Annotated in this window: 24 protein-coding genes and 1 pseudogene; 9 read left to right on the plus strand and 16 right to left on the minus strand. The window is 69.4% G+C overall.

Annotated features, from left to right (window positions below; all coding sequences use genetic code 11):
• Positions 1-61: 61 nt before the first annotated feature.
• On the minus strand, positions 62-1,624 hold the full coding sequence (dacB, locus tag ACFWP7_RS33995) for a D-alanyl-D-alanine carboxypeptidase/D-alanyl-D-alanine-endopeptidase (protein WP_384389555.1): 1,563 nt from the start codon (positions 1,622-1,624) through the stop codon (positions 62-64).
• A 79-nt stretch (positions 1,625-1,703) separates the two neighbouring features.
• Here dacB and ACFWP7_RS34000 point away from each other — a divergent pair, with 79 nt between their 5' ends.
• Positions 1,704-2,195: an inorganic diphosphatase gene (locus ACFWP7_RS34000; RefSeq protein ID WP_168529311.1), complete on the plus strand. Its 492-nt coding sequence runs from the start codon at positions 1,704-1,706 to the stop codon at positions 2,193-2,195.
• 193 nt (positions 2,196-2,388) lie between these two features.
• The gene (locus ACFWP7_RS34005; RefSeq protein WP_384389558.1) at positions 2,389-4,029 is read left to right on the plus strand and encodes a threonine/serine exporter ThrE family protein; all 1,641 of its coding nucleotides are present in this window, start codon (positions 2,389-2,391) and stop codon (positions 4,027-4,029) included.
• A gap of 111 nt (positions 4,030-4,140) precedes the next feature.
• Here the strand turns inward: ACFWP7_RS34005 and ACFWP7_RS34010 are convergent.
• Positions 4,141-4,890: pseudogene (locus ACFWP7_RS34010) on the minus strand (DedA family protein); the annotation flags it as partial.
• Between the two features lie 158 nt (positions 4,891-5,048).
• Between ACFWP7_RS34010 and ACFWP7_RS34015 the strand changes: the two are divergent.
• On the plus strand, positions 5,049-5,414 hold the full coding sequence (locus tag ACFWP7_RS34015) for a YbjQ family protein (RefSeq protein ID WP_384389561.1): 366 nt from the start codon (positions 5,049-5,051) through the stop codon (positions 5,412-5,414).
• Positions 5,415-5,885: 471 nt separating this feature from the next.
• Here ACFWP7_RS34015 and ACFWP7_RS34020 read toward each other — a convergent pair whose 3' ends face one another.
• Positions 5,886-6,653 (minus strand): MerR family transcriptional regulator, encoded by a 768-nt coding sequence (locus ACFWP7_RS34020; protein ID WP_384389564.1) that lies wholly within the window; start codon positions 6,651-6,653, stop codon positions 5,886-5,888.
• A 374-nt stretch (positions 6,654-7,027) separates the two neighbouring features.
• Between ACFWP7_RS34020 and ACFWP7_RS34025 the strand changes: the two genes are divergently transcribed.
• Positions 7,028-7,459, plus strand: a complete 432-nt coding sequence (locus tag ACFWP7_RS34025) for a zinc ribbon domain-containing protein (protein WP_384389660.1) — start codon at positions 7,028-7,030, stop codon at positions 7,457-7,459.
• A 134-nt stretch (positions 7,460-7,593) separates the two neighbouring features.
• Entirely contained in the window at positions 7,594-9,000 is a 1,407-nt protein-coding gene (locus tag ACFWP7_RS34030) for a glutamate decarboxylase (RefSeq protein WP_384389566.1), read from the plus strand.
• 53 nt (positions 9,001-9,053) lie between these two features.
• Here ACFWP7_RS34030 and ACFWP7_RS34035 read toward each other — a convergent pair whose 3' ends face one another.
• The 7 genes from ACFWP7_RS34035 to ACFWP7_RS34065 all read right to left on the minus strand — a co-directional run bounded on the left by ACFWP7_RS34035 (position 9,054) and on the right by ACFWP7_RS34065 (position 16,177).
• The gene (locus tag ACFWP7_RS34035; RefSeq protein WP_384389569.1) at positions 9,054-10,253 is read right to left on the minus strand and encodes a WD40/YVTN/BNR-like repeat-containing protein; all 1,200 of its coding nucleotides are present in this window, start codon (positions 10,251-10,253) and stop codon (positions 9,054-9,056) included.
• A gap of 198 nt (positions 10,254-10,451) precedes the next feature.
• Positions 10,452-11,255 (minus strand): ABC transporter permease, encoded by an 804-nt coding sequence (locus ACFWP7_RS34040; RefSeq protein WP_384389572.1) that lies wholly within the window; start codon positions 11,253-11,255, stop codon positions 10,452-10,454.
• A complete protein-coding gene (locus tag ACFWP7_RS34045; RefSeq protein WP_384389574.1) occupies positions 11,252-12,220 on the minus strand; it encodes an ATP-binding cassette domain-containing protein in 969 nt (322 codons plus the stop codon). The genes ACFWP7_RS34040 and ACFWP7_RS34045 overlap by 4 nt, the downstream gene beginning before the upstream one ends.
• A gap of 117 nt (positions 12,221-12,337) precedes the next feature.
• Positions 12,338-12,979, minus strand: coding sequence for a PadR family transcriptional regulator (locus ACFWP7_RS34050; protein WP_384389577.1), 642 nt, complete (start codon positions 12,977-12,979; stop codon positions 12,338-12,340).
• 63 nt (positions 12,980-13,042) lie between these two features.
• The gene (locus ACFWP7_RS34055; RefSeq protein ID WP_384389579.1) at positions 13,043-13,588 is read right to left on the minus strand and encodes a DinB family protein; all 546 of its coding nucleotides are present in this window, start codon (positions 13,586-13,588) and stop codon (positions 13,043-13,045) included.
• Positions 13,589-13,723: 135 nt separating this feature from the next.
• A complete protein-coding gene (locus ACFWP7_RS34060) occupies positions 13,724-15,184 on the minus strand; it encodes an aldehyde dehydrogenase family protein (protein ID WP_384389582.1) in 1,461 nt (486 codons plus the stop codon).
• Between the two features lie 168 nt (positions 15,185-15,352).
• A complete protein-coding gene (locus ACFWP7_RS34065) occupies positions 15,353-16,177 on the minus strand; it encodes a helix-turn-helix domain-containing protein (RefSeq protein WP_384389663.1) in 825 nt (274 codons plus the stop codon).
• 337 nt (positions 16,178-16,514) lie between these two features.
• Between ACFWP7_RS34065 and ACFWP7_RS34070 the strand changes: the two genes are divergently transcribed.
• Entirely contained in the window at positions 16,515-17,030 is a 516-nt protein-coding gene (locus ACFWP7_RS34070) for an ATP-binding protein (protein ID WP_384389585.1), read from the plus strand.
• 78 nt (positions 17,031-17,108) lie between these two features.
• Here ACFWP7_RS34070 and ACFWP7_RS34075 read toward each other — a convergent pair whose 3' ends face one another.
• The 5 genes from ACFWP7_RS34075 to rpmG form a co-directional block, all read right to left on the minus strand.
• Positions 17,109-17,381: a DUF397 domain-containing protein gene (locus tag ACFWP7_RS34075; RefSeq protein ID WP_384389588.1), complete on the minus strand. Its 273-nt coding sequence runs from the start codon at positions 17,379-17,381 to the stop codon at positions 17,109-17,111.
• A 384-nt stretch (positions 17,382-17,765) separates the two neighbouring features.
• Positions 17,766-17,999: a 30S ribosomal protein S18 gene (rpsR, locus tag ACFWP7_RS34080; protein ID WP_384389591.1), complete on the minus strand. Its 234-nt coding sequence runs from the start codon at positions 17,997-17,999 to the stop codon at positions 17,766-17,768.
• A 4-nt stretch (positions 18,000-18,003) separates the two neighbouring features.
• Positions 18,004-19,230 carry a GTP-binding protein gene (locus ACFWP7_RS34085; protein ID WP_384389594.1) on the minus strand — a complete coding sequence of 409 codons (1,227 nt, stop codon included), beginning with the start codon at positions 19,228-19,230 and terminating at the stop codon, positions 18,004-18,006.
• Positions 19,230-19,493, minus strand: a complete 264-nt coding sequence (locus ACFWP7_RS34090) for a type B 50S ribosomal protein L31 (protein WP_365429666.1) — start codon at positions 19,491-19,493, stop codon at positions 19,230-19,232. Before ACFWP7_RS34090 ends, ACFWP7_RS34085 begins: the two co-directional genes overlap by 1 nt.
• A gap of 5 nt (positions 19,494-19,498) precedes the next feature.
• Positions 19,499-19,663 (minus strand): 50S ribosomal protein L33, encoded by a 165-nt coding sequence (rpmG, locus tag ACFWP7_RS34095; RefSeq protein WP_266457123.1) that lies wholly within the window; start codon positions 19,661-19,663, stop codon positions 19,499-19,501.
• A 62-nt stretch (positions 19,664-19,725) separates the two neighbouring features.
• On the opposite strand from rpmG, the gene rpmB reads away from it, so the two are divergent.
• The 3 genes from rpmB (at position 19,726) to ACFWP7_RS34110 (ending at position 20,846) form a co-directional block, all read left to right on the plus strand.
• Positions 19,726-19,962: a 50S ribosomal protein L28 gene (rpmB, locus tag ACFWP7_RS34100; protein WP_384389599.1), complete on the plus strand. Its 237-nt coding sequence runs from the start codon at positions 19,726-19,728 to the stop codon at positions 19,960-19,962.
• Positions 19,962-20,267: a 30S ribosomal protein S14 gene (gene rpsN / locus ACFWP7_RS34105; RefSeq protein ID WP_384389602.1), complete on the plus strand. Its 306-nt coding sequence runs from the start codon at positions 19,962-19,964 to the stop codon at positions 20,265-20,267. The genes rpmB and rpsN overlap by 1 nt, the downstream gene beginning before the upstream one ends.
• Before the next feature lie 66 nt (positions 20,268-20,333).
• Positions 20,334-20,846, plus strand: coding sequence for a hypothetical protein (locus ACFWP7_RS34110; RefSeq protein WP_384389605.1), 513 nt, complete (start codon positions 20,334-20,336; stop codon positions 20,844-20,846).
• Positions 20,847-20,896: 50 nt separating this feature from the next.
• On the opposite strand, the gene ACFWP7_RS34115 is transcribed toward ACFWP7_RS34110, so the two are convergent.
• Positions 20,897-21,142 (minus strand): hypothetical protein, encoded by a 246-nt coding sequence (locus tag ACFWP7_RS34115; RefSeq protein WP_384389608.1) that lies wholly within the window; start codon positions 21,140-21,142, stop codon positions 20,897-20,899.
• Between the last annotated feature and the right edge of the window lie 265 nt (positions 21,143-21,407).

Genomic DNA, 21,407 nt, shown 5'->3' on the forward strand with positions numbered 1-21,407 from the left:
GCGACTGCGGGCGGCGGTCCGCAGCGGCAGCCCTGCGGGCCGCCGCCCGCAGGGAGGACAACTACCTGCAGCCGCACCCCGCCAACGCCGTAGCCGTGCGGTCCAGGGCCGCCTGGGCTGCTTCCTTCTGGGGTGGCTGGGCCTCGTCGGAGGTCAGGAAGGCGAAGGCGAGGAGGCGGCCGTCGGTGTCGACCACGGTGCCTGCCAGGGTGTTGACGCCTGTCAGGGTGCCGGTCTTGGCGCGTACGACGCCGGTGGCGGAGGCGTCGGTGGCGTAGCGGTCGGTGAGGGTGCCGGTGAAGCCGGCGATGGGGAGGCCGGTGAGGACGGGGCGGAGTTCGGGGTGGGCGGGGTCGCCGGCCTTCGCCAGCAGCGCGGTGAGCAGGTCGGCCGTCAGCTTGTCGGCGCGGTCCAGACCGCTTCCATCGGCGAACTCCACGCCGGGCAGGGGGAATCCGAGCTTCTTCAGCTGCAGGCCGATCGCCCTCCCGCCACCCTCGAAACTGGCCCGCTGACCCGTCGCGAGGGCGACCTGGCGGGCCAGTGCCTCCGCGATGTCGTTGTCGCTGTTCGTCAGCATCCGCTCGACCAGGGCGGAAAGAGGCGGCGAGGAGACCGAGGCGAGGGCCTGCGAACGGCCCGTCGCCTTCGAGAGACCGGGCGATGTCGTCTTGATGCCCTTGGCCTGGAGCAGCTTCGCGAACTCCCTGGCTGCGTCCCCCGCCGGGTCCTCGCTGCGCGTGGCGGTGCCGCTGTCCGAGTCGTCGGTGCGACCCTCGTCGACCATCAGGGCGGTGACCGGTGCGAGGTTGGGGTTGGCGCCGATGGGGTGCACGGTGGCACCGGAGTACAGCGAGGTGTCGTACGAGAGCGTCACCTGGGACAGCCGACGCGCCTTCAGGGCGGTCGCCGTCTCGTCCGCCAGGGTGCGCAGGCTCGCATAGCCCTTCGCGTCCTCGCGGGCGGTCAGGGTCGGGTCGCCGGCGCCGACGAGGACGACCTCCTTGGTGTCGGGCTCCAGGACCGCGCGCGTGGTGATGCGGTGATCGGGGCCCGCCGCCGAGAGCGCGGCGACAGCGGTGGCGATCTTCGTGGTGGAGGCCGGGGTCTGGGCCTCGCCCGCACCCATGCCGTACAGCCGCTTGCCGGTCGCCACGTCGACGACCACGGCGGTCCGGTCCGCGCCCAGGGCAGGGTCCTTCAGGAGCGGGTCGAGGACGTCGGCGAGTGCCTTCTCGGCAGGTGCGGGCACCGAACCCGCGGCGGTGGAGCCGCCGAGGCCGGTCAGTACGGAGGCGGCACTGGGCGCGGGGCGGGGCGCCTTCGCGGACGTACCGGACACAGGGCCGTGATCTGTGCCACCCTCGCCCTCCCGCGATGCCGCCCAGTCGCGCTCCGCCGTACGCTGACCGGAGGAGTCCCAGGGACCGGCCGCGGCCACCGCCCCGGCCGCGAGCGCCAGGCCCACGGTGGCGGCGACGACGGTGAGCCGCGGGGTCGTGAACTTGACGGAACGCGGCCGCACGGCTTGGGTGATCCGCGCCACGTGCGGTTTCACCGAGCTCGCGAGCCGCACCACATGCGGTCTCACGGCCCGCCAAGCCCTCACCTCTGGCACGACCACCAGCCCCTTTCGCGATCACACACCTGCGTGAGGGACACTTAACCACCAGAACTATGTGCTGATCATGGAGGAGCCACCGGTGGAGTTCGACGTCACGATCGAGATTCCGAAGGGTTCGCGGAACAAGTACGAGGTGGACCACGAGACCGGTCGGATCCGCTTGGACCGTCGACTCTTCACCTCGACCAGTTACCCGGCCGACTACGGATTCGTCGAGAACACCCTCGGCGAGGACGGCGACCCGCTGGACGCGCTGGTCATCCTGGACGAGCCGACCTTCCCGGGCTGCCTCATCCAGTGCCGCACGATCGGCATGTTCCGTATGACGGACGAGGCCGGCGGCGACGACAAGCTGCTGTGCGTCCCGGCGCACGACCCCCGGGTGGAGCACCTGCGCGACATCCACCACGTGTCGGAGTTCGACCGCCTGGAGATCCAGCACTTCTTCGAGGTCTACAAGGACCTGGAGCCCGGCAAGTCCGTCGAGGGCGCCAACTGGGTGGGCCGCACTGAGGCCGAGGCCGAGATCGAGCGCTCGTACAAGCGACTCAAGGAGCAGGGCGGCCACTGAGCCCCCCTTTGCGCCTAATCCGGCGCCGCTCTCGCGGAGCTGGTTGCTCGCCATCGTGGTTGCTCAATTGATGGCTGCGGTGCGTGCGTCATGACTACAGCAGGCCGCGCGGTCCCGTCGGGGGCGCGCGGCCTGCTTGTGTGTCTGTGCGCATACTGAGGCGGTACGGGCAAAGGCGAGCCGGGAGTTGTTGGTGACGGAGGCGGAGGACCGCAAACCGCAGTCGGACGAGGCCCGCAGTGCCTTCGTCGTACCGGCCGGAACGGCGCCGGAGGTCGAGAGCGAGTCGTCGACGACGTCGGAGTTCGCACTCCCGAAGGGGATGGGCGCACCGCAACCGTCCGCGGCCGACGCCGAGGGTTCGGCGTTCAGTACCCCCGCTTCGTACAGCGCGCAGACCGCCTGGCCCGCGTTCACGCCTCCGACGGGCATCCCCATGGTCAAGCTGACCAAGGACGTGCCCTGGCAGGACCGGATGCGCGAGATGCTGCGCATGCCGGTGACCGAGCGGCCCGCGCCCGAACCGGTCCACAAGGAGGACGAGTCGGGGCCCGCCGTCCCGCGCGTGCTCGACCTGACCCTGCGGATCGGCGAGCTGCTGCTCGCGGGCGGTGAGGGCGCCGAGGACGTGGAGGCGGCGATGTTCGCCGTGTGCCGCAGCTACGGCCTGGACCGCTGCGAGCCGACGGTCACCTTCACGCTGTTGTCCATCTCCTACCAGCCGTCCCTGGTGGAGGATCCGGTGACGGCGTCCCGGACCGTACGCCGCCGGGGCACCGACTACACGCGCCTGGCGGCCGTCTTCCGGCTCGTGGACGACCTGAGCGACCCGGAGACCGCGATCTCCCTGGAGGACGCGTACGGGCGGCTCGCCGAGATGCGGCGCAACCGGCACCCGTATCCCGGCTGGGTGCTGACCTCGGCGACCGGGCTGCTGGCCGGCGCGGCCTCGGTACTCGTCGGCGGTGACGCCCTCGTGTTCGTTGCCGCCGCGCTCGGCGCCATGCTGGGCGACCGGCTCGCGTGGCTGTGCGCGGGGCGCGGGCTGCCGGAGTTCTACCAGTTCACGGTGGCGGCGATGCCCCCCGCCGCGATCGGTGTCGCGATCCAGCTCGCGCACATGGACGTGAAGGCGTCCGCGGTGATCACCGGTGGGCTGTTCGCGCTGCTGCCCGGGCGGGCGCTCGTCGCGGGCGTCCAGGACGGTCTGACGGGCTTCTACATCACGGCGTCCGCGCGCCTGCTGGAAGTCATGTACTTCTTTGTGGGCATCGTCGTCGGCGTACTTCTTGTGCTCTATTTCGGCGTGAAACTGGGCGCGGAACTCAATCCGGACCAGGCCCTGAGCATCTCCGAGCGGCCTCTGCTGCAGATCGCCGCGTCCATGCTGCTGTCGCTCACCTTCGCGATCCTGCTCCAGCAGGAACGGTCCACCGTCCTCGCGGTGACCCTCAACGGAGGCGTGGCCTGGTCGGTGTACGGGGCGATGCACTTCGCGGGCGGCATCTCACCGGTTGCCTCCACGGCCGTGGCGGCGGGTCTGGTCGGCCTGTTCGGGCAGCTGCTGTCCCGTTACCGGTTCGCGTCCGCGCTCCCGTACACGACGGCCGCGATCGGCCCCCTGCTGCCGGGTTCGGCCACCTACTTCGGCCTGCTGTCCATCGCCCAGAACGAGCTCGACAAGGGGCTCGTGTCCCTGACCAAGGCCGCCGCCCTCGCGATGGCCATCGCCATCGGCGTGAACCTGGGGTCCGAGATCTCCCGGCTGTTCCTGCGGGTGCCAGGCGGGAGCGCGGGGGGCCGCCGCGCGGCCAAGCGGACGCGCGGCTTCTAGTCGTACGGGGTTCCCGGTCGTACGGGGTTCCCGGTCGTACGGGAATCCTGGTAGTACGGGGCTCCGGTCCTGTCGGCGTTACCGCTTGGCGTGGCGGCCGCCGCGCGGAGGCTGATTCGGGTCCTGGTTCGGGTCCTGGCTCTGGCTCTGGTACTGCTGGAGCGGGGGTACCCGGAGCTGTGCGGTCTCGTCGTCGGCCGGTCCGGTGGGAGCCGGCTCGGGGGCCTGGGCGGCCTCCTTCTTGGACTTGCCGCGCGCCCGGAGGTACTCGATGACGATCGGGATCACCGAGATCAGGACGATCAGGATCAGGATCGCCTCGATGTTCTTGTGCACGAACTCGATGTTGCCGAGCCAGGCGCCGAGCGCCGTCACGCCGGCGCCCCACAGGACACCACCGATGACGTTGTACGTGATGAACGAGCGGTACTTCATGCCGCTGACGCCGGCGATGATCGGTGTGAACGTGCGCACGATGGGCACGAAGCGGGCCAGGACCAGGGACTTGGGCCCGTGCTTCTCGAAGAACTCGTGGGCCTTGGCCACGTTCTCCTGCTTGAAGAGGCGGGAGTCCGGGCGGGTGAAGAGCGAGGGTCCGACCTTCTTGCCGAAGAGATAGCCCGCCTGGTCACCGAGGACCGCCGCGAGGCAGATCAGCGCGATCGCCGCCCACAGCGGGAAGTCCAGCGTGCCCGCGGTGATCAGCAGGCCGGCGGTGAACAGCAGCGAGTCGCCCGGCAGGAAGAAGCCGATGAGCAGGCCGGACTCGGCGAAGACGATGAGCAGCAGGCCCCAGATACCGAAGTTGTCCAGGAGCGTGTTCGGATCCAGCCAGCTTGGTCCGAGGGCAAGCGTCGTCACGGTTCCGGGCTCCTGAGGGGTGAAGGAAGGGACGGCGGTCCAGATGCGGCCGACCAAAGCTATCAACGCAATACGTCCCGCCCAGGTTCCACCGCCCCCTACAGGATGCACTGTGAGCCGACTGGTACAAAGCTGTGAGCCGTACAAAGCTGGGCGTCATGGGCATTGAAGAGTACGGCGGCGGTCAGGGACCCCAGTCCGACGTTCTGGTCGTGACGACGAACGACGCACCCGGTTACCGAGTCCAGGAAGTCATCGGCGAGGTCTTCGGCCTCACCGTGCGCTCCCGGCACCTGGGCAGCCAGATCGGCGCCGGCCTGAAATCGATGATCGGCGGTGAGCTCAAGGGGCTCACCAAGACGCTCGTGGAGACCCGCAACCAGGCCATGGAGCGGCTCATCGAACAGGCACGCGCGCGCGGCGCCAACGGGGTGCTGATGTTCCGCTTCGACGTGACGGAGGCGGCGGAGGTGGGCACGGAGGTGTGCGCGTACGGGACAGCGGTCGTGCTGGTGAAGGATTGACTTGCTCCTCGGGCTGAAGCCCGAGGATTCTGGCCTTCTCGTCCGTTGCTGTGCCGCTACGCGGCACGGGGTTCGGGCGGGAATCCGTGGCTTCCTGTTTCCTTGCGCTGTGCCAGGAGGAGTCCTGGTCTGACCTGCGCTCCACAGGCTGTAACCGCCAGTCCGGCGGCCGTTTTCACGTTCTGCGCGGAAGATCCGTTGGCGAAGTCGCCGTACGTTCTCTTCCTCGCTGGCCCAGTCGATGCCGTGCCAGTCAAGTTCGGGTCCGTCGTCAGGTCCGTTCACCGCAGCAGGTGCGGCGTCCAACTTTCCCATCAGTTCTGGTCCCTCCCCACTATCTCTTCATCGGACTGAAGCCCGATGCACTGCGAATGAATCCCGGTAGCGGACGGGGCCGGTCCGAAGGAAGAGGGCTGGGCGGAGAAGTGCACGTCGGTAAGGGGCGTGGCCAATTGGCGACGCCCCTTACCGTCAGGCTCCCTGGGAGTGCCGGGCCGCGTTCGCCCCGATCGCGTCCCTCAGGTGTTCGGCGAGCCCCGGGCGCATGGAGTCGTAGAACTCCTTGAAGCGCACGTCGGCGACGTACATCCCGGCGAGCCCCTGGTGGGTCTCGTACGAGCACGCGTAGAACCACGTGGTGATGTGCTGCCGGTGTTCCTCGGCCATGTCCATGGCGCGCTCACCGGCCGGCGGCTCACCGGCCGCCATCAGGGCGTCGTAACGCTCGCCCCAGGAGGCCACTTCGGCCTGCATGCGCTGCCAGTCGTCCTTGGTGTAGCGGGCGGCGCGGCGCTGCGACTCGGCGTAGGCCTCCGTGCCGCCCCAGCGCCGCTCGGCCTCTTCCGCGTGCTTTTCCGGATCCTTGTCCCCGAAGACCTCGAACTTCTCCTCGGGCGTGAGGTTGATGCCCATCGTGCGTGCCTCCATGGCGTGTTCCACGGCCGCCGCCATCTTCTGCAGCTTCTCGATCCGGGCGGTCAGCAGCTCGTGCTGCCGGCGCAGATGTGCGCGCGGGTCCGCGGCCGGGTCGTCGAGCAGGGCGGCGACCTCGTCGAGGGGGAAGCCGAGTTCCCGGTAGAACAGGATCTGCTGCAGGCGGTCGAGGTCGGCGTCGCTGTAACGCCGGTGGCCCGCGTGGCTGCGCTCGCTCGGTGCGAGCAGGCCGATCTCGTCGTAGTGATGCAGCGTGCGCACCGTGATTCCGGCGAAACCGGCGACCTGGCCCACTGGATAACTCACTTCCGCTCCCTTCATCCGGTGTCCGTACGCCTCCCAGGCTGGGTCCTCACGTGACGTGAGGTGCAAGTCCGAAAATCCCGGGGACCGGGGACCGGGGACCGGGGACCGGGGACCGGGGACCGGGGACCAGGAACCGGGGACCGGGGACCGGGGACCAGGAACCGGGGACCGGGGACCGGGGACCGGGGACCAGGAGCGGGGGACCGGAGACCAGGAGCGGGCCGCCTGGGGTCCTGGAGCAGGCCCCTGGGGTGTTATGTCGGTTTCACCCGCTTAGGGTGTGCGCGTGACCACAGAAGCCCCGGCGGAACCGGATCCGGCGCAGGTCCCCGCGCCGCGTCTGCTTCCGTTGATCGTGCCCTCCGCGGTGGTCGATGTGGCGGGGGTCCTGCTGGGCATCAGTCTGGTGGCCGAGCGGCTCCAGGACCTCCTGTGGGAGACCCTGCCGGACGCGCCGCGCGTGGGGCGCCACCGGGGTGTGCTCAGGCTGTGGCGTCAAGGACGGGCCCGAACCCCTGCACGTACGGAAACGGATCTGCCGGCACTGCGGCATCGTCCACGATCGCGACCACACTGCCGCGAAGAACGTCGAATCGGCCGCCGGACTGGCGGTGACAGCCTGCGGAGCGCCGGTGGGACCAGGACTGGTCCTGGCACAGCGCGGAAAAGCAGGAAGCCACGGACACCCGCCCGAATCCCGTACCGCACAGCGGCACAGAGCCCCGCCGAGAAGGCCAGAGTTCTCGGGCTTCAGCCCGAGGAGCAGCTCAATGCGTGCTCCATCCGTGCTCCATCCGCGCTCTTGATGATCGTGATGCCCACCGCCACCGGTCTCGCGGTGGGCCTGGTGGTGTGGAAAGCGCCGAGGCACGCGGGTCCGGGCCCGGCGACCGGATGAAGCTTCACGACGACGGAACCCCGATCCGCTAGGAGAGATGTCATGCCGCTGCACCAAGGCCCCGAGAAGCGCGACGAGCGCCCGATGTCCGTCAACCCGTTCTTCGGGGAGGCCAATCCCGTCGGCGGTATGACCGAGGCCCCGCCCAAGCACCGGCTCCCGGACGGGCCGCTGCCGCCCACGACCGCGTATCAACTCGTCCATGACGAGCTGATGCTGGACGGCAACGCGCGGCTGAACCTCGCCACCTTCGTCACCACCTGGATGGAGCCGCAGGCCGGGTTGCTGATGACCGAGTGCCGGGACAAGAACATGATCGACAAGGACGAGTACCCACGCACCGCCGAGTTGGAGCGGCGCTGTGTGGCCATGCTCGCCGACCTGTGGAACGCGCCCGACCCGGCGGCCGCCGTGGGCTGTTCGACGACCGGCTCCAGCGAGGCCTGCATGCTCGCCGGGATGGCCCTCAAGCGCCGCTGGGCCCAGCGCAACGCGGACCGCTATCCCGGGGCGCGCCCGAACCTCGTCATGGGGGTCAACGTCCAGGTCTGCTGGGACAAGTTCTGCAACTTCTGGGAGGTCGAGGCCCGCCAGGTCCCCATGGAGGGTGACCGGTACCACCTCGACCCCCAGGCGGCCGCCGAGCTGTGCGACGAGAACACCATCGGGGTCGTCGGCATCCTCGGGTCCACCTTCGACGGGTCCTACGAGCCGATCGCCGATCTGTGCGCGGCCCTGGACGCCCTTCAGGAGCGGACCGGACTCGACATCCCGGTGCACGTGGACGGCGCGTCCGGCGCAATGGTCGCCCCCTTCCTCGACGAGGACCTGGTCTGGGACTTCCGGCTGCCGAGGGTGTCGTCCATCAACACCTCGGGTCACAAGTACGGCCTCGTCTACCCGGGTGTCGGCTGGGCGCTGTGGCGGTCGGCCGTCGAACTGCCGGAGGAACTCGTCTTCCGGGTCAATTACCTGGGCGGCGACATGCCGACCTTTGCTCTCAACTTCTCCCGGCCGGGCGCCCAGGTCGTGGCGCAGTACTACACGTTCCTGCGGCTGGGCCGCGAGGGCTACCGGGCCGTGCAGCAGACGACCCGGGACGTGGCGCTCGGGCTCTCCGAACGCATCGAGGCGCTGGGCGACTTCCAACTCCTCACCCGAGGCGACGAGTTGCCGGTCTTCGCCTTCACGACGAAGCCCGACGTGACCGCGTACGACGTCTTCGACGTGTCCCGGCGGATGCGCGAACGGGGCTGGCTGGTGCCCGCGTACACCTTCCCGGCCAATCGGGAGGACCTGGCCGTGCTGCGGGTGGTGTGCCGCAACGGCTTCTCGGAGGACCTCGCCGAGCTGTTCGCGGAGGACCTCGGGCGACTGCTGCCGGAACTGCGCATGCAGCCGCATCCGTTGACGCGCGACAAGGCCGCGGCCACCGGCTTCCACCACTGATCCGCCGCTGCTGCCCGTCCTGGCCTGGACGGGCCTGGACGGGACGGGCCTGGTCAGTCTCCGTCGCCCAGCACGAAACTGTGCCAGCGGATGCCGTCGGCGGATATGCGGTAGCTGCCGACGCCGAAGCTGTCGCCCGCCAGGTAGCCGAGCGGTGTCACGGTCACCGATCCTCCCAGGCCCTGTGAGCCCCTGGCCCCCTCGAAGGAACGGCCGCCGTCGGTGCTGCGCCAGACGCCGTCCTCTCCGTGGATGGTGAGGCTGCCGTCGGCGGCGGCTACCGGATCGCTGAGCGTGGAGAGAGGGTGCACGCCCTTGCGGTACCTCCAGACCCGCTCCCAGGTGTGGCCTCCGTCGGTGCTGCGGTGCAGTGCGCGCAGGCCGTTCTTCACGCCCTCCTCGGCAGGCAACGGGCCTGACTGAACGGCGTACAGGACGTCTCCGGACGCGACCACCCGGATTCCCCAGCCCTGCTTGTCGGAGTTGGTGAGCGGGGCCGTACGCCAGGTGCGCCCGCGGTCGTCGCTGACGGCGAGTGCCGGGAGGCCGGAGGACGGGTCGGTGCCGGAGGCGAAGAGCAGACCGCCTGCGGTCTGCCCCGCCGGACTCAGCCGGCCCGCCAGCGGGGGCTGGTTGGCCAGGACCGCGAACCGGCCCGTGTCCGGGAGCACCACGAGCAGCCGGGACGCCTCGCAGTTGCTCCCCTCCTTGTCCAGCCGGGAGCAGTCGTGGACCAGGGCGCCTCCCTCGGGCACCTCGGGAGTCGTGCCCGAGGGAGCGAGGGAGCCGCGCAGCCAGGTGCGGCCGCCGTCGTCCGTGAACCAGGTCCGGTCGGGCGGTGGCAACCACCCCTCGGTGATCAGCGCGCGGCCAGGACCCAGCACCACGAGCCCCGCCGTGATGCCGAAGCCCCCGGTCACGTCCGCCAGCGGGGAGCGCCCGAGGCGCCAGGAGTCGGCGCCCTTGTCGAGCACGGCGACGTGCTGCCTGCAAGGCGCTTTCCCGCACTCCGCGAGCAGGGCGAATCCGGTGGCGTCCGATGCGAAGCCGACGGCGTGCGGAACACCGGGCAGGTCCGGTGAGGAGGGGATCCGGGGTGGCACCGCCCCTGTCGCAGCGGGGGCGCTTCCGCCCACTCCCCCTCCCTCGCCCTGGCCTGTGTCCACGCCCCTGTCCGCACCTGCACCCGCACCCGCGTCGACGCATCCGGCCACCATCGCCAGCACGCCAAGCACGGCGGCGACAGCGCCCACAACCGCCTTGCTCCTGCTCCTGCTTCTGCTTCTGCTCCTGCTCCTGCTCCTGCTCCTGCCCCATCCCCACCTCATGACAGTCCCCCGATCCCGTGATGTGCCGTCATTTCTGGTACACCGCTCGGCGCGATCGGGTTCCCACTTCCTCGCGACGACTTTTCACGTCCCGCCGGGTTGGGGGTTGGGAGCTCCGGGTGCCTACTTGCTCAGCGCCCCGAACCTCCGTACCGCCAGCGGAAGGAACACGGCCAGCAGTGCCAGCGGCCAGGCCACCGCCGCCCAGACGTGCCCCGGCTCCCCGCCCGGCCCGCCGAACAGGTCCCGTACCGCCGTCGCCGTCTGGGACATCGGGTTCCACTCGACCGCTGTGCCGAGCCAGCCCGGCATGGAGTCCGGGGTCGCGAACGCGTTGGACAGGAAGCCGACCGGCCAGACCAGGATCTGCACGGCCTGAACCATCTCCGGCTTCCCGGCCACCATCGCGAGGTGGATGCCGATCCACAGCATGGCGAACCGGAAGAGGAGCAGCAGTGCGACGGCTCCCAGGAACGCCGCGAACGTGCCGTGCGCCCGCCAGCCGATCGCGTACCCGACGCCGATCATCACCACCAGGGCCACCGCCGACTGGAGCATGTCGGCGGCCGAACGACCCACCAGGACGGCCCCGTTGGCCATCGGCATCGACCGGAAGCGATCGATCACCCCCTTGTTGAGGTCCTGGGTGACGGCCAGCATCGTGCCCTCCAGGCCGAAGGCCATGGTCAGCGCGAGCATGCCGGGCACCAGGAAGTCGACGTAGTCGCCCTGGACGCCCCGGCCGCCGCCGATCAGATAGCCGAACATCAGGAGGAGCATCACGGGGAAGACCAGGCCGACGAGCACCTGGACGGGTTGGCGTGCCCAGTGGGCGAGTTCGCGGCGGGTCATGGTCCAGCAGTCGGTCAGGACGTACGCCCCCGAAGCCCGCGAAGCCCCGGGGCGGATCGCCTCGTACGTACTCATACGGTCTCCTCCATACGGTGCTCGTCCGCACGCTGTTTGTCCCCGGTCAGGTCCAGGAACACCTCGTCCAGCGTCGGCCGCCGCAGCGCGATGTCCTCGGCCTCTATGCCGGCCTCCTCCAGGGCGCGGACGGCCCCGGCGAGTGCCGCCATGCGGTCGGTGACCGGGGCGCTGAGGAGACGGCGGTCGGTGTCGACGGAGACACCGTCGGCGGGGAACGGCAACAGGGCCACAGCGGCGCCCAGTTGGCCACCATCCCGGAGCACCACGTCGATCCGGTCGCCGCCGGTGCGCGCCTTCAGTTCGTCGGCCGTGCCGTCCGCGATGACCCTTCCGTGGTCGACGACGGAGATGCGGTGGGCGAGCTGGTCGGCCTCCTCCAGGTACTGCGTGGTGAGCAGGACAGTGGTGCCCCCGCCGACCAGCGAGCGGACGGCGGCCCACACCTCCGCCCGGCCTCGCGGGTCGAGCCCGGTCGTCGGTTCGTCGAGGAACAGCACCTCCGGCTCGGTGATGAGGGACGCGGCGAGGTCCAGGCGACGGCGCATGCCGCCGCTGTACTGCTTGACCGCCTTGCGGCCCGTGTCGGCCAGCCCGAAGCGCTCCAGGAGCTCGTCGGCCCGCACGCGCGCGTGGCGGGCGCCCAGGTGGTGAAGCCGGCTGAACATCTCCAGGTTCTGGTGTCCGCCCAGTTCCTCGTCGAGCGCGGCGTGCTGGCCGAGCAGGCCGATGCGGTGCCGTACCCGACCGGCCTCGCGCACCGCGTCGTACCCGGCGACCTCCACCCGGCCCTCGTCGGGCCGCAGGAGGGTGGTCAGTACGCGCACCATCGTGGTCTTGCCTGCTCCGTTCGGACCGAGCAGGCCGTGCACGGTGCCGCGGCGCACCGCCAGGTCGAGGCCGTCCAGGGCCGCCTTGTCGCCGTACCGCTTCCGTACGCCCTCAGCGACGATCGCGTCGGTCATCCCATCCCCCTTCGGCAAGTAGTCAAACTTGACTACACATCGAAAGTAATCCCCGGAAGGACCATTCGTCAAACTTGATCAGCCGCGAGACCACACTCGATCAGTGGCGAGACCTGACTAGCCGAGGTCCCCGGGATGTGGCGTCCCCGTCGCGTACGGGTTCTCCTCGCCCTCGGCCAGGACGCCGACGAACGGCTCGCCCTCGCCCGCGAAGACGTACGCCCCGCGCTCGATCCGTGCGATCAGGCCGCGCGTCCACTGGGCGTCGGAGTCGGCGGTGTGGACCCACAGGTTCATGATCTCGCCGATGTGACCGAGCTGTTCGGGGCCGTCCTCGGGCACGTAGTGCTCGGTGACGGCTCCCCGCCATTCCTCGATCCTGCGGATCCGCTCCTTCAGGAGGGCCACCACCTCGGCCCTCGGCAGGTCGACGATGGAGCCGATGGCCGCCGACTGGACGTCCATCTTCTGGTCGTACGACGTCAGGGACTCACGCAGGAGCGACAGGAACTCCTCGGTGCCCTTGTCCGTGATCTCGTACTCGGTGCGCGGCGGGCCGCCCGCCGTGGACGGCGCGATCTCGTGCGCGTGCAGCAGGCCCTGCTTCGCCATCTGCTTGAGCGCGTGGTAGATCGAGCCGGGCTTGGCGTTGGACCACTCGTGCGCGCCCCAGTACTCCAGGTCGTTGCGCACCTGGTAGCCGTGGGCCCGCCCGTGCTGGCGGACGGCGCCGAGCACCAGGAGACGGATCGCTGACATGCGGTCCACATTAGGACCCGCCGCCTGCCTCCTACGACGCGCCCTGCTCCTCGACGGCCCGTCTCACCCCCAGGACGTGCCCTGCTCCTTGGCGACCAGTTCGAAGGCGGTCGCGCCGTCCAGGGACTCGCGGACGATGTCGGCATGGCCGGCGTGCCGGGCGATCTCCTCGACGAGGTGGAGCAGGAGCCAGCGCATCGAGACGTCGTCCTTGGGGAACCAAGGGGCCTCGGGCAGCGGGAAGGTGTCGTCCAGGGAGCCGACGGAGCGGATGAACTCCTCGGTCTCGTGGGCCACGCCGTCCCAGAAGGCGAGGGTCCCGGCCAGCGTTTCGCCCTCGACGAGCCGGAAGCTGTCCCCCCATGTCTCCTGGGTACGCTCCCGCTCGTTGGGCTCCTGCTGGGCCATCCGCAGCCAGTTCAGCTCGCACTCGGCGACGTGCTTGACGAGACCGGACAGCGACAACTCGCTGGCACTGGGCGTGCGCGCCGCCTGCTCGTCGCTCAGTCCGAGCACCGCGCGCCGCAGGCCGCCGCGCTGGGCCTCGACGAAGGCCAGGAGGGCCCCGCGCTCGTCTCCGGGTGCCTTTGCGGGAACATGAGTGACCATGACCGGCCGCCTTTCATCGGGTCTTCCTGCCGGGCACCTGCTGCCCGACACCGATGAAGCTACGGGCCCTTGCGGTCAGGTTCTGTCCGCAAGGGCCCGGCGAAAAGCGCGAAGTCTCAGCACTTGGAGAAGACTTCAGAACGGGAAGAAGCTCCGCCCGTGCTGTACCGAGATCCACTTCAGTGTGGTGAACGCGTCGACCACCGCGTCGCCGTTCAGGCGGCCGATGCCCGAGTTCTTCTCGCCGCCGAAGGCGACGATCGGCTCGTCGTGGACGGTGCCGTCGTTCACGTGGAACATGCCGGTGTCGATCTGCTTGGCGAAGGCGACTCCGCGCTCGACGTCGGCGGTGTGGACGGCGCCGCTGAGCCCGTACGGGGTGTCGTTGGCGATGCGGACCGCCTCCTCCTCGCCGTCGAAGGGCACGAGGATGGCCACCGGGCCGAAGATCTCCTGCTGCAAGAGGGACGATTCGGCGGGCAGGCCGGTCAGGACGCTCGGCGAGACGAGGTTGTCGGTCGCGGTGCCGTGCACCAGGGCAGTGGCTCCCTCGGCGATCGCCTGGTCGACCACGCTCGTGAGGGCGTCCGCCTGCGAGGAGTTGATGACCGGGCCGATGACCGTCTGCGGGTCGCTCGGGTCGCCGACCTTGAGCGTCCTGACCTTGGCGACGAACTTCTCGGTGAACTCGGCCTCGATCGAGCGGTCCACCAGGATGCGGTTGGCGGCCATGCAGACCTGGCCCTGATGGACGTACCGGCTGAAGACCGCCGCGTCGACCGCGTAGTCGATGTCCGCGTCCTCCAGGACCACCAGGGCGCTGTTGCCGCCGAGTTCGAGGATCGAACGCTTGAAGTTCGCGGCGCAGACGGTGGCCACGTGGCGGCCGACCTTGTCGGAGCCGGTGAAGGAGATGACCTTCGGGACCGGGTGCTCGATGAAGGCGTCGCCGATCTCGGCGATGTCGGTGATCACGACGTTCAGCAGGCCGGCGGGCAGGCCCGCGTCCTCGAAGACCTTGGCGACCAGGGAACCGCCGACGATCGGGGTGTTCTGGTGCGGCTTGAGGACCACGGCGTTGCCGAGGGCGAGCGCCGGGGCGACGGACTTGATCGACAGCAGGAAGGGGAAGTTGAAGGGGCTGATGACACCTACGACGCCGACGGGCACGTTGTAGACGCGGTTCTCCTTGCCGTCGGCCGACGAGGGGATGATCTTGCCCTCGGGGCGCAGCGCCCACTGGACCGACTCGCGCAGGAACTCCTTGGCGAGGTGGAGTTCGAAGCCCGCCTTGGTGTGGGTGCCGCCGAGCTCGGCGATGATCACCTCGATGATCTCCGCCTCGCGCTCCTCGATGATCCGCAGGGCGCGCTCGAAGACGGTACGGCGCGCGTACGGGTTGGTGGCGGCCCATGCCTTCTGGGCACGCTCGGCTGCGCGGTAGGCGTCGTCGACCTCTTCGACCGTGGCTATCGTGATCGACGCCAGCTTCTCGCCGTCGTACGGGTTGAAGTCGATGATGTCCCAGGAGCCGGTCCCCGGGCGCCACTCACCGTCGATGTACTGCTGGGCCAGGTCGGTGAAGTAGGACGACATGTACTCCCTCTATCCCTCAATCCCTGCGCTGCCGAAGCAGACATCCGATCAACACCTGATCAGACGTCATCGTACTTGTGTCTCAAGGGACTTGGAGAACACCTCGGGAGATCCTGTGAAGAATCCCAGGAAATCCTGGAAAGTTCCCACAGGGTCCTCACGGGGTTCTCAGGAGAGCTGGAGCAGCCCCCTGAGCAGGTCACGGCTCTCCGACGGACCCGGGCTGTCCTGCTGCAACTGCTTGAGCGCGCTCTCGTACTGGGTGACGTCCTCGCGTTTGTCCAGATAGAGCGCGCTGGTGAGCTGCTCCAGGTAGACGACGTCGGACAAGTCGGACTCGGGGAAGCTGAGGATGGTGAAGGAGCCGCTCTCTCCCGAGTGGCCGCCGAAGCTGAACGGCATGACCTGAAGTCGTACGTTCGGACGCTCCGACACCTCGATCAGATGCTGGAGTTGTCCGCGCATCACCTCGCGGTCGCCGTACGGGCGGCGCAGTGCGGCCTCGTCGAGGACGATGTGGAACTCGGGGGAGCTCTCGGCGACGAGGTACTTCTGACGCTCCAGGCGCAGTGCCACGCGCCGGTCGATGTCGGCGGGGCTCGCACCCTTCATGCCGCGCGTGACGACCGCGTGCGCGTACGCCTCGGTCTGCAACAGGCCGTGTACGAACTGCACTTCGTACACCCGGATCAGGTGGGCCGCGCCCTCCAGGCCGACATAGGTCGGGAACCAGCTGGGCAGGACGTCCGAGTAACTGTGCCACCAGCCCGCGACGTTGGCTTCCTTCGCGAGGGACACCAGGGACGTGCGCTCGGCCTCGTCCATGATGCCGTAGAGCGTCAGCAGGTCCTCGACGTCGCGCGTCTTGAAGCTCACCCGTCCCAACTCCATGCGGCTGATCTTCGATTCGGAGGCGCGGATCGAATAACCGGCCGCTTCACGGGTGATTCCACGCGCCTCTCGCAGGCGCCTGAGATGTGATCCGAGCAGCATGCGCCGCACCACCGAGCCGCTCGACTCACCAGCGCTCACGTTCGTCCGCCTCCCCAACCGTCTCCAGGGGCCGCAGTCTGCCACTAAAACACTTCGAGCTGTACTCGTTCGGTTACAGAAATGGAAAGGATTCAAAGGACTGCCACAGGAACAGACCACTTGATGGACAACAAGAGTGAAGAAGGTGACAGAAGAAATGAGCAAGAACCGGTAGAGGAAGGTCCAATTCGGGCGCGTGCACGTGCATCTGCCCTTGCATCTGCCCTGCGCATTCGGAACCATGGTCCTCGCGCCACCGCTGCATCGCAACGACCGCGAACACCCGGGAGTGCCTCGCATGGGGACGAATGGATCGACCATGCTCGAGCCCTTACGGCAGGGACTTCCGCCGCTCGATCCTGCGGCCGTGTCCAATGCCGCTTCCTGCGCCCTGCCCGCCCGCTACGAAGCGGTGCGCGAGGCGCGGCAGTTCACCCGCAGAACGCTCGACCAGTGGGAGGTCGGCGACCGCTTCGACGATGCCTGTCTGGTGGTCTCCGAGCTCGTCACCAACGCGCTGCGGCACGCACTGCCCTCGGACACGCCCCGCCCGGAGGACCAAGGGCCGCCCGTGCGGCTGCACTTGATGCGATGGACCGAGCGTCTGGTGTGTGCGGTGCGCGACCCCAGTCACGACAGCCCGGTCGCGGGTGACTCGGAGGACTTCTCGGCGGAGTCGGGCCGCGGCCTCTTCCTGGTCGACTCGTTCTCCGACAGCTGGGGTTGGCACCCGCTCGCGGGCACCCTCAACGGCAAGGTCGTGTGGGCACTTTTCCGGCTGCCGTCGGCTCCGCCCGCGGCCCCTTGCGACTAAGGAACCGCGGCGCCTTTCGGCGCCGCGGTTCTACGCGCGTTACTCACTGATCTGCGACGATCACGCTCGGTTGCGTGGTCAGGCTCCCGCGACCAGGTGGTCGAACTCGCCGTCCTTGACGCCCAGGAGCATGGCCTCGATCTCGGCGCGTGTGTAGACGAGCGCGGGCCCGGTGGGGAACCGCGAGTTCCGCACGGCGACGTCGCCGCCCGGCAGCCGCGCGAACTCCACGCAGGAACCCTGCGAGTTGCTGTGCCGGCTCTTCTGCCAGGCCACTCCGTTCAGTGCGGTCGCAGCCATGCCGTTGTACACGTCATCCACGAAATCCACGTCGTACACGTCGTGGTCCACAGGTCGCTCCCCGGTCGTGCAGTGGCTGATGTGGCCATTGATGCAGTGGTCAACTGACCCGGATCATAGCTCTGTTCATGTGCAGATGCATGGGCAGATGCACGTGCACGCGGGGTGGTCCTGCGGTTACAGCTTTTACCGGCCTTTTGACTACAGGCGGTTGTCAAGACGACTACAGCTGGTCCCCAGCGCATTCCCGGAAGATCGCATCGCACACGATCTCCGGCCCCCGTGTCTGTATGTAAGAGACGCACGAGGCAGCCACTGTGTTCCAACCTCCTTGAAACCTCGACAAATAGGTACCGGATAAAGCTGAGGGCTCCCTACGTGTGACGCACAGGGAACCCCCAGCAACATGTGCCCCTCGGCCGACCGGCCCACTGGTCAGCGGCTTGAATACGGCAGCAGCGCCATCTCCCGGGCGTTCTTGATCGCGCGGGTCAGCATCCGCTGCTGCTGCGCCGTCACGCGCGTGACGCGGCGACTGCGGATCTTGCCCCGGTCCGAGATGAACCGGCGCAGCAGGTCCGTGTCCTTGTAGTCGATGTACGTGATCTTTTCGCGGTCCAGCGGATTGGGGCGGGGCTTCGCGGGCTTGCGCTCGGGCTTGCGGGCCATGGGGTCAGACCTCCAGGAGGGTGTCGAAGGCAGGCGGGAGCCGCTTCCAGGCGGCGCGCCCCGCGGCATACTCGGCGTCGGTCAACAGGCAGGACTCCAGGAGCAGTTCGAGGCCGTCGCGGTCCAGGCCCGGGGACGTGAAGACCAGGTGCTGGCAGCAGTCGCCGTGCTCCGGGTGCCAGTCCAGGGCGGCGGCGGCACGGCGCACCGGAGGGACCAGGTCCCACGCCGCGTCCGGCAGCGAGGCGAGCCACGGGCCCGCGCTCTCCACACAGAGCGCACCCCCGGCCGCGTCCCAGTGCAGCAGCGTGTCGGGCCGGTCGGCGAGCCAGAACCGCCCCCTGCTGCGCGCCGCCGCACAGCACAGATCCTCCAGCGCCTCGTACAACCGCTCCGGGTGGAACGGACGCCGACGGTGCCATACGAGGGTGGCGACCCCGCACTCGTCGGCCTCGGCCGGGAGTCGTGCACAGGCGGGATGCTGGGCGGCGGCGGCAGCGTCGACGTCGAAACCGGCGAGGGCGGCTTCGGCGAGGGGAGAGCGGGGAGCCGGCGTCAGGTTCGGGATCGGCGTCGGCGTCGGCGAGGCGAAGTCCCCCTCTCCGATCGGCACTTGCCGAGCCGTCGGATGCTCCCCGATCGGCACCTGTCGCGCCGTCGGATGCAACTGCGCCAGCAGCGCACGGTCCTCGTCGTCGGCCTCCTCGGAGGGGGCGATGGCGAGGACGGGCGCGTACTCCAGCTGGCGGGCGAAGGTGTCGGCGACCGTGCGCTGGTCGGAGGCGGCCGCGGCGAGGCCGCCGTCGGCGAGGTCGTCACCGTTGCCGAGGTAGGGCAGCAGGAGGGCCGGGTCGACGGCGGTGATCACGCCGGTCAGCGTGAGACCGCCGGCCGCCACGACCTCGGCCATCGCCCTCGGCTCCACCGAGTCCCACAGCTCCACGATCGCGAGCTGTGTGAGCCCCGCCTCCGCGAGTCGCTCCAGCTCCGGCACCAGATCCTCGCGCAGGGCGCAGCACGCGCAGTCGTTGACGAGGGGTGCCTCACCCACGGACAGCACGCCGGTGGCGTCGCGGATCGTACGGACGACCGTGCCCGCCGCGGCCGTCGCCAGGTCGTGGTGGAGCGCGACACTCCCCGGCACGTCCGTCAGCAACTGCTCGACGGCAGCCTTGCGAGCGTCGGCGTGCAGTCCGCCGACGATCGCGACGGACAGCCCCCCGCCTGCCATCAGCGACCCCCGCGCTTGCCGAACCGTCGCTCGAAGCGCTCCACACGGCCCGCGGTGTCCAGCACGCGCGCGTTGCCCGTGTAGAAGGGGTGGCTCACGTTCGAGATCTCGACGTCGAATACCGGGTAGGTGTTGCCGTCCTCCCACTCGATGGTCTTCCCGCCCGCCGTGGCGGCGAGCGTGGAGCGGGTGAGGAAGGCGTGGTTCGCGGCGCGGTCGCGGAAGACGACGGGGCCGTAGGACGGGTGGATTCCTTCGCGCATGACGGTCAGCGCTCCTCTCGGAAATCGACGTGCCGGCGGACGACCGGGTCGAACTTGCGCAGGACCATCCGGTCCGGGTCGTTCCGGCGGTTCTTGCGGGTGACATACGTGTAGCCGGTCCCGGCCGTCGACCGGAGTTTGACGACCGGACGGAGTTCGTTGCGTGCCATGCTGATATATTACTGAACATGAATCCCATTACCAACCAGCGATCTGGAGAGGTGCGTCACCCTTGTCCGCCCACTGCATGCTGACCGGCGCCCAGCCGGGCTTCGGCAATCGGATCTCCCACTCCCACCGGCGCACCGCACGCCGTTTCGACCCCAACATCCAGCGCAAGCGCTACTGGCTGCCGAGCGAGGGCCGCCACGTACGGCTGCAGCTGAGCGCACGCGGGATCAAGACGGTCGACACGATCGGCGTCGAGGCGGCCGTGGCGCGGATCCGCGCCCGAGGGGTGAAGGTCTGATGGCGAAGAAGAGCAAGATCGCGAAGAACGACGAGCGGCGGCAGATCGTCGCGCGGTACGCCGCCCGGCGCGCCGAGCTGAAGGAGGTCATCCGCCGGCAGTCGTCGAGCGGGGCCGAACGGCTCGCCGCCCAGGAGGAGTTGCGCAGGCAGCCGCGCGACGCCAGCGCCACCCGCGTACGCAACCGGGACAGTGTGGACGGCCGGCCCCGCGGCTATCTCCGTACCTTCGGGCTCTCCCGGGTGAATCTGCGTAAGCAGGCGCACGCGGGATTTCTTCCCGGGGTCCGCAAGTCCTCCTGGTAACTTGCTGCGGTCGTTCCGGCGACCCCGGCATCTTCTCCACTCTTATCTCCACCCTTGGGGGCTTCAGTGACTTCGGCGACCTTCCCGCGGCGTCGGGCACGTATCGCGGCAGCGTCCGCGGTCACGGGCCTGACGGCCGCGCTCGTGCTGACCGGTTGCAGCAGCGGCGACGGTTCCACGGACGACTCCGCGAGCCCCAGCACGTCCGGGAGCGGATCGGCCTCGGCCGACACGGGAGGTGGCTCCGGAGCCGCCACTCCCTCCGGCGGCAAGCTGGAGGGCAGTTGGCTGGCCACGACGGACGGCAAGGCCGTGGCACTGGTGATCACCGGCACGCAGGCGGGGCTCTTCGAGACCGGCGGCACGGTGTGCAGCGGCAGTGCGGGCGAGGAGTCGGGCATGCAGATGATCCGTCTCACCTGCACGAACGGCAACAAGGATCGCGCGGTCGGGATGGTCGACTCGGTCAGCGGTACGACCATGAAGGTCACGTGGCAGGGCGACCTCGGCGCGGAGTCGTACACGAAGTCCGAGGGCGGGCAGCTGCCTTCGGGGTTGCCTACGGCGAGCCTGGGCTGACCCTGCCGGAGGCTTGTGGCTCGAGTGGCTGATGGACGGGCCGCGGAATCCTACGGGTGCCGCGGCCCGTCCGTGTTCGTGGACACGTCCGCGTTCGTGGACACGTCGGCCGTCTCGGGGAGGGCGGCGGTGTCGAGGGCCTCGGAGAATTCGGCGACGGAGTTCGGGAGAAGGGCGGCGCTCCGGTGGACCGCCGCTTCGGGCCCGCCCTCGGGGACACCCGCGCTGTCCCGGCCTCCCGGGCCTCGCGTACGGCGTCCGAGCGCGGGACACGGCTCTCGCGTACGACGTCCCAACGCAGGACGTGCCCCTCGCGTACGACGTCCCAACGCAGGACGTGCCCCTCGCGTACGGCCTCGGTGCCCTGTTCGGTGGCCGTGCGCAGCGCCTCGGCGAAGCGGGCGCTCACCGGGACGGGGAGCGGGACCGGGAGCGGGAGCGGGACCGGGAGCGGGACGGGGGCGGGGGCGGGACGGGGGCGGGACGGGACGGGGGCGGGACGGGGGCCTGGAGACGAGACGGCCGGGGGTGGTGGAGTGGGAGTACCGCGTTGTGCGTGAT

This window comes from Streptomyces sp. NPDC058470 (genome assembly GCF_042721055.1).
GTDB lineage: Bacteria > Actinomycetota > Actinomycetes > Streptomycetales > Streptomycetaceae > Streptomyces.

Bases quoted from the DNA above. Each gene is read 5' to 3' on its own strand.
- ACFWP7_RS34015 (WP_384389561.1), top strand. From the start codon at position 5,049: ATGGGCATTGAAGAGTACGGCGGCGGTCAGGGACCCCAGTCCGACGTT.
- ACFWP7_RS34025 (WP_384389660.1), top strand. From the start codon at position 7,028: ATGTGGCGGGGGTCCTGCTGGGCATCAGTCTGGTGGCCGAGCGGCTCC.
- ACFWP7_RS34030 (WP_384389566.1), top strand. From the start codon at position 7,594: ATGCCGCTGCACCAAGGCCCCGAGAAGCGCGACGAGCGCCCGATGTCC.
- ACFWP7_RS34040 (WP_384389572.1), bottom strand. From the start codon at position 11,255: ATGAGTACGTACGAGGCGATCCGCCCCGGGGCTTCGCGGGCTTCGGGG.
- ACFWP7_RS34045 (WP_384389574.1), bottom strand. From the start codon at position 12,220: ATGACCGACGCGATCGTCGCTGAGGGCGTACGGAAGCGGTACGGCGAC.
- ACFWP7_RS34050 (WP_384389577.1), bottom strand. From the start codon at position 12,979: ATGTCAGCGATCCGTCTCCTGGTGCTCGGCGCCGTCCGCCAGCACGGG.
- ACFWP7_RS34055 (WP_384389579.1), bottom strand. From the start codon at position 13,588: ATGGTCACTCATGTTCCCGCAAAGGCACCCGGAGACGAGCGCGGGGCC.
- ACFWP7_RS34060 (WP_384389582.1), bottom strand. From the start codon at position 15,184: ATGTCGTCCTACTTCACCGACCTGGCCCAGCAGTACATCGACGGTGAG.
- ACFWP7_RS34065 (WP_384389663.1), bottom strand. From the start codon at position 16,177: ATGCTGCTCGGATCACATCTCAGGCGCCTGCGAGAGGCGCGTGGAATC.
- ACFWP7_RS34070 (WP_384389585.1), top strand. From the start codon at position 16,515: ATGGGGACGAATGGATCGACCATGCTCGAGCCCTTACGGCAGGGACTT.
- rpsR (WP_384389591.1), bottom strand. From the start codon at position 17,999: ATGGCCCGCAAGCCCGAGCGCAAGCCCGCGAAGCCCCGCCCCAATCCG.
- ACFWP7_RS34085 (WP_384389594.1), bottom strand. From the start codon at position 19,230: ATGGCAGGCGGGGGGCTGTCCGTCGCGATCGTCGGCGGACTGCACGCC.
- ACFWP7_RS34090 (WP_365429666.1), bottom strand. From the start codon at position 19,493: ATGCGCGAAGGAATCCACCCGTCCTACGGCCCCGTCGTCTTCCGCGAC.
- rpmG (WP_266457123.1), bottom strand. From the start codon at position 19,663: ATGGCACGCAACGAACTCCGTCCGGTCGTCAAACTCCGGTCGACGGCC.
- rpsN (WP_384389602.1), top strand. From the start codon at position 19,962: ATGGCGAAGAAGAGCAAGATCGCGAAGAACGACGAGCGGCGGCAGATC.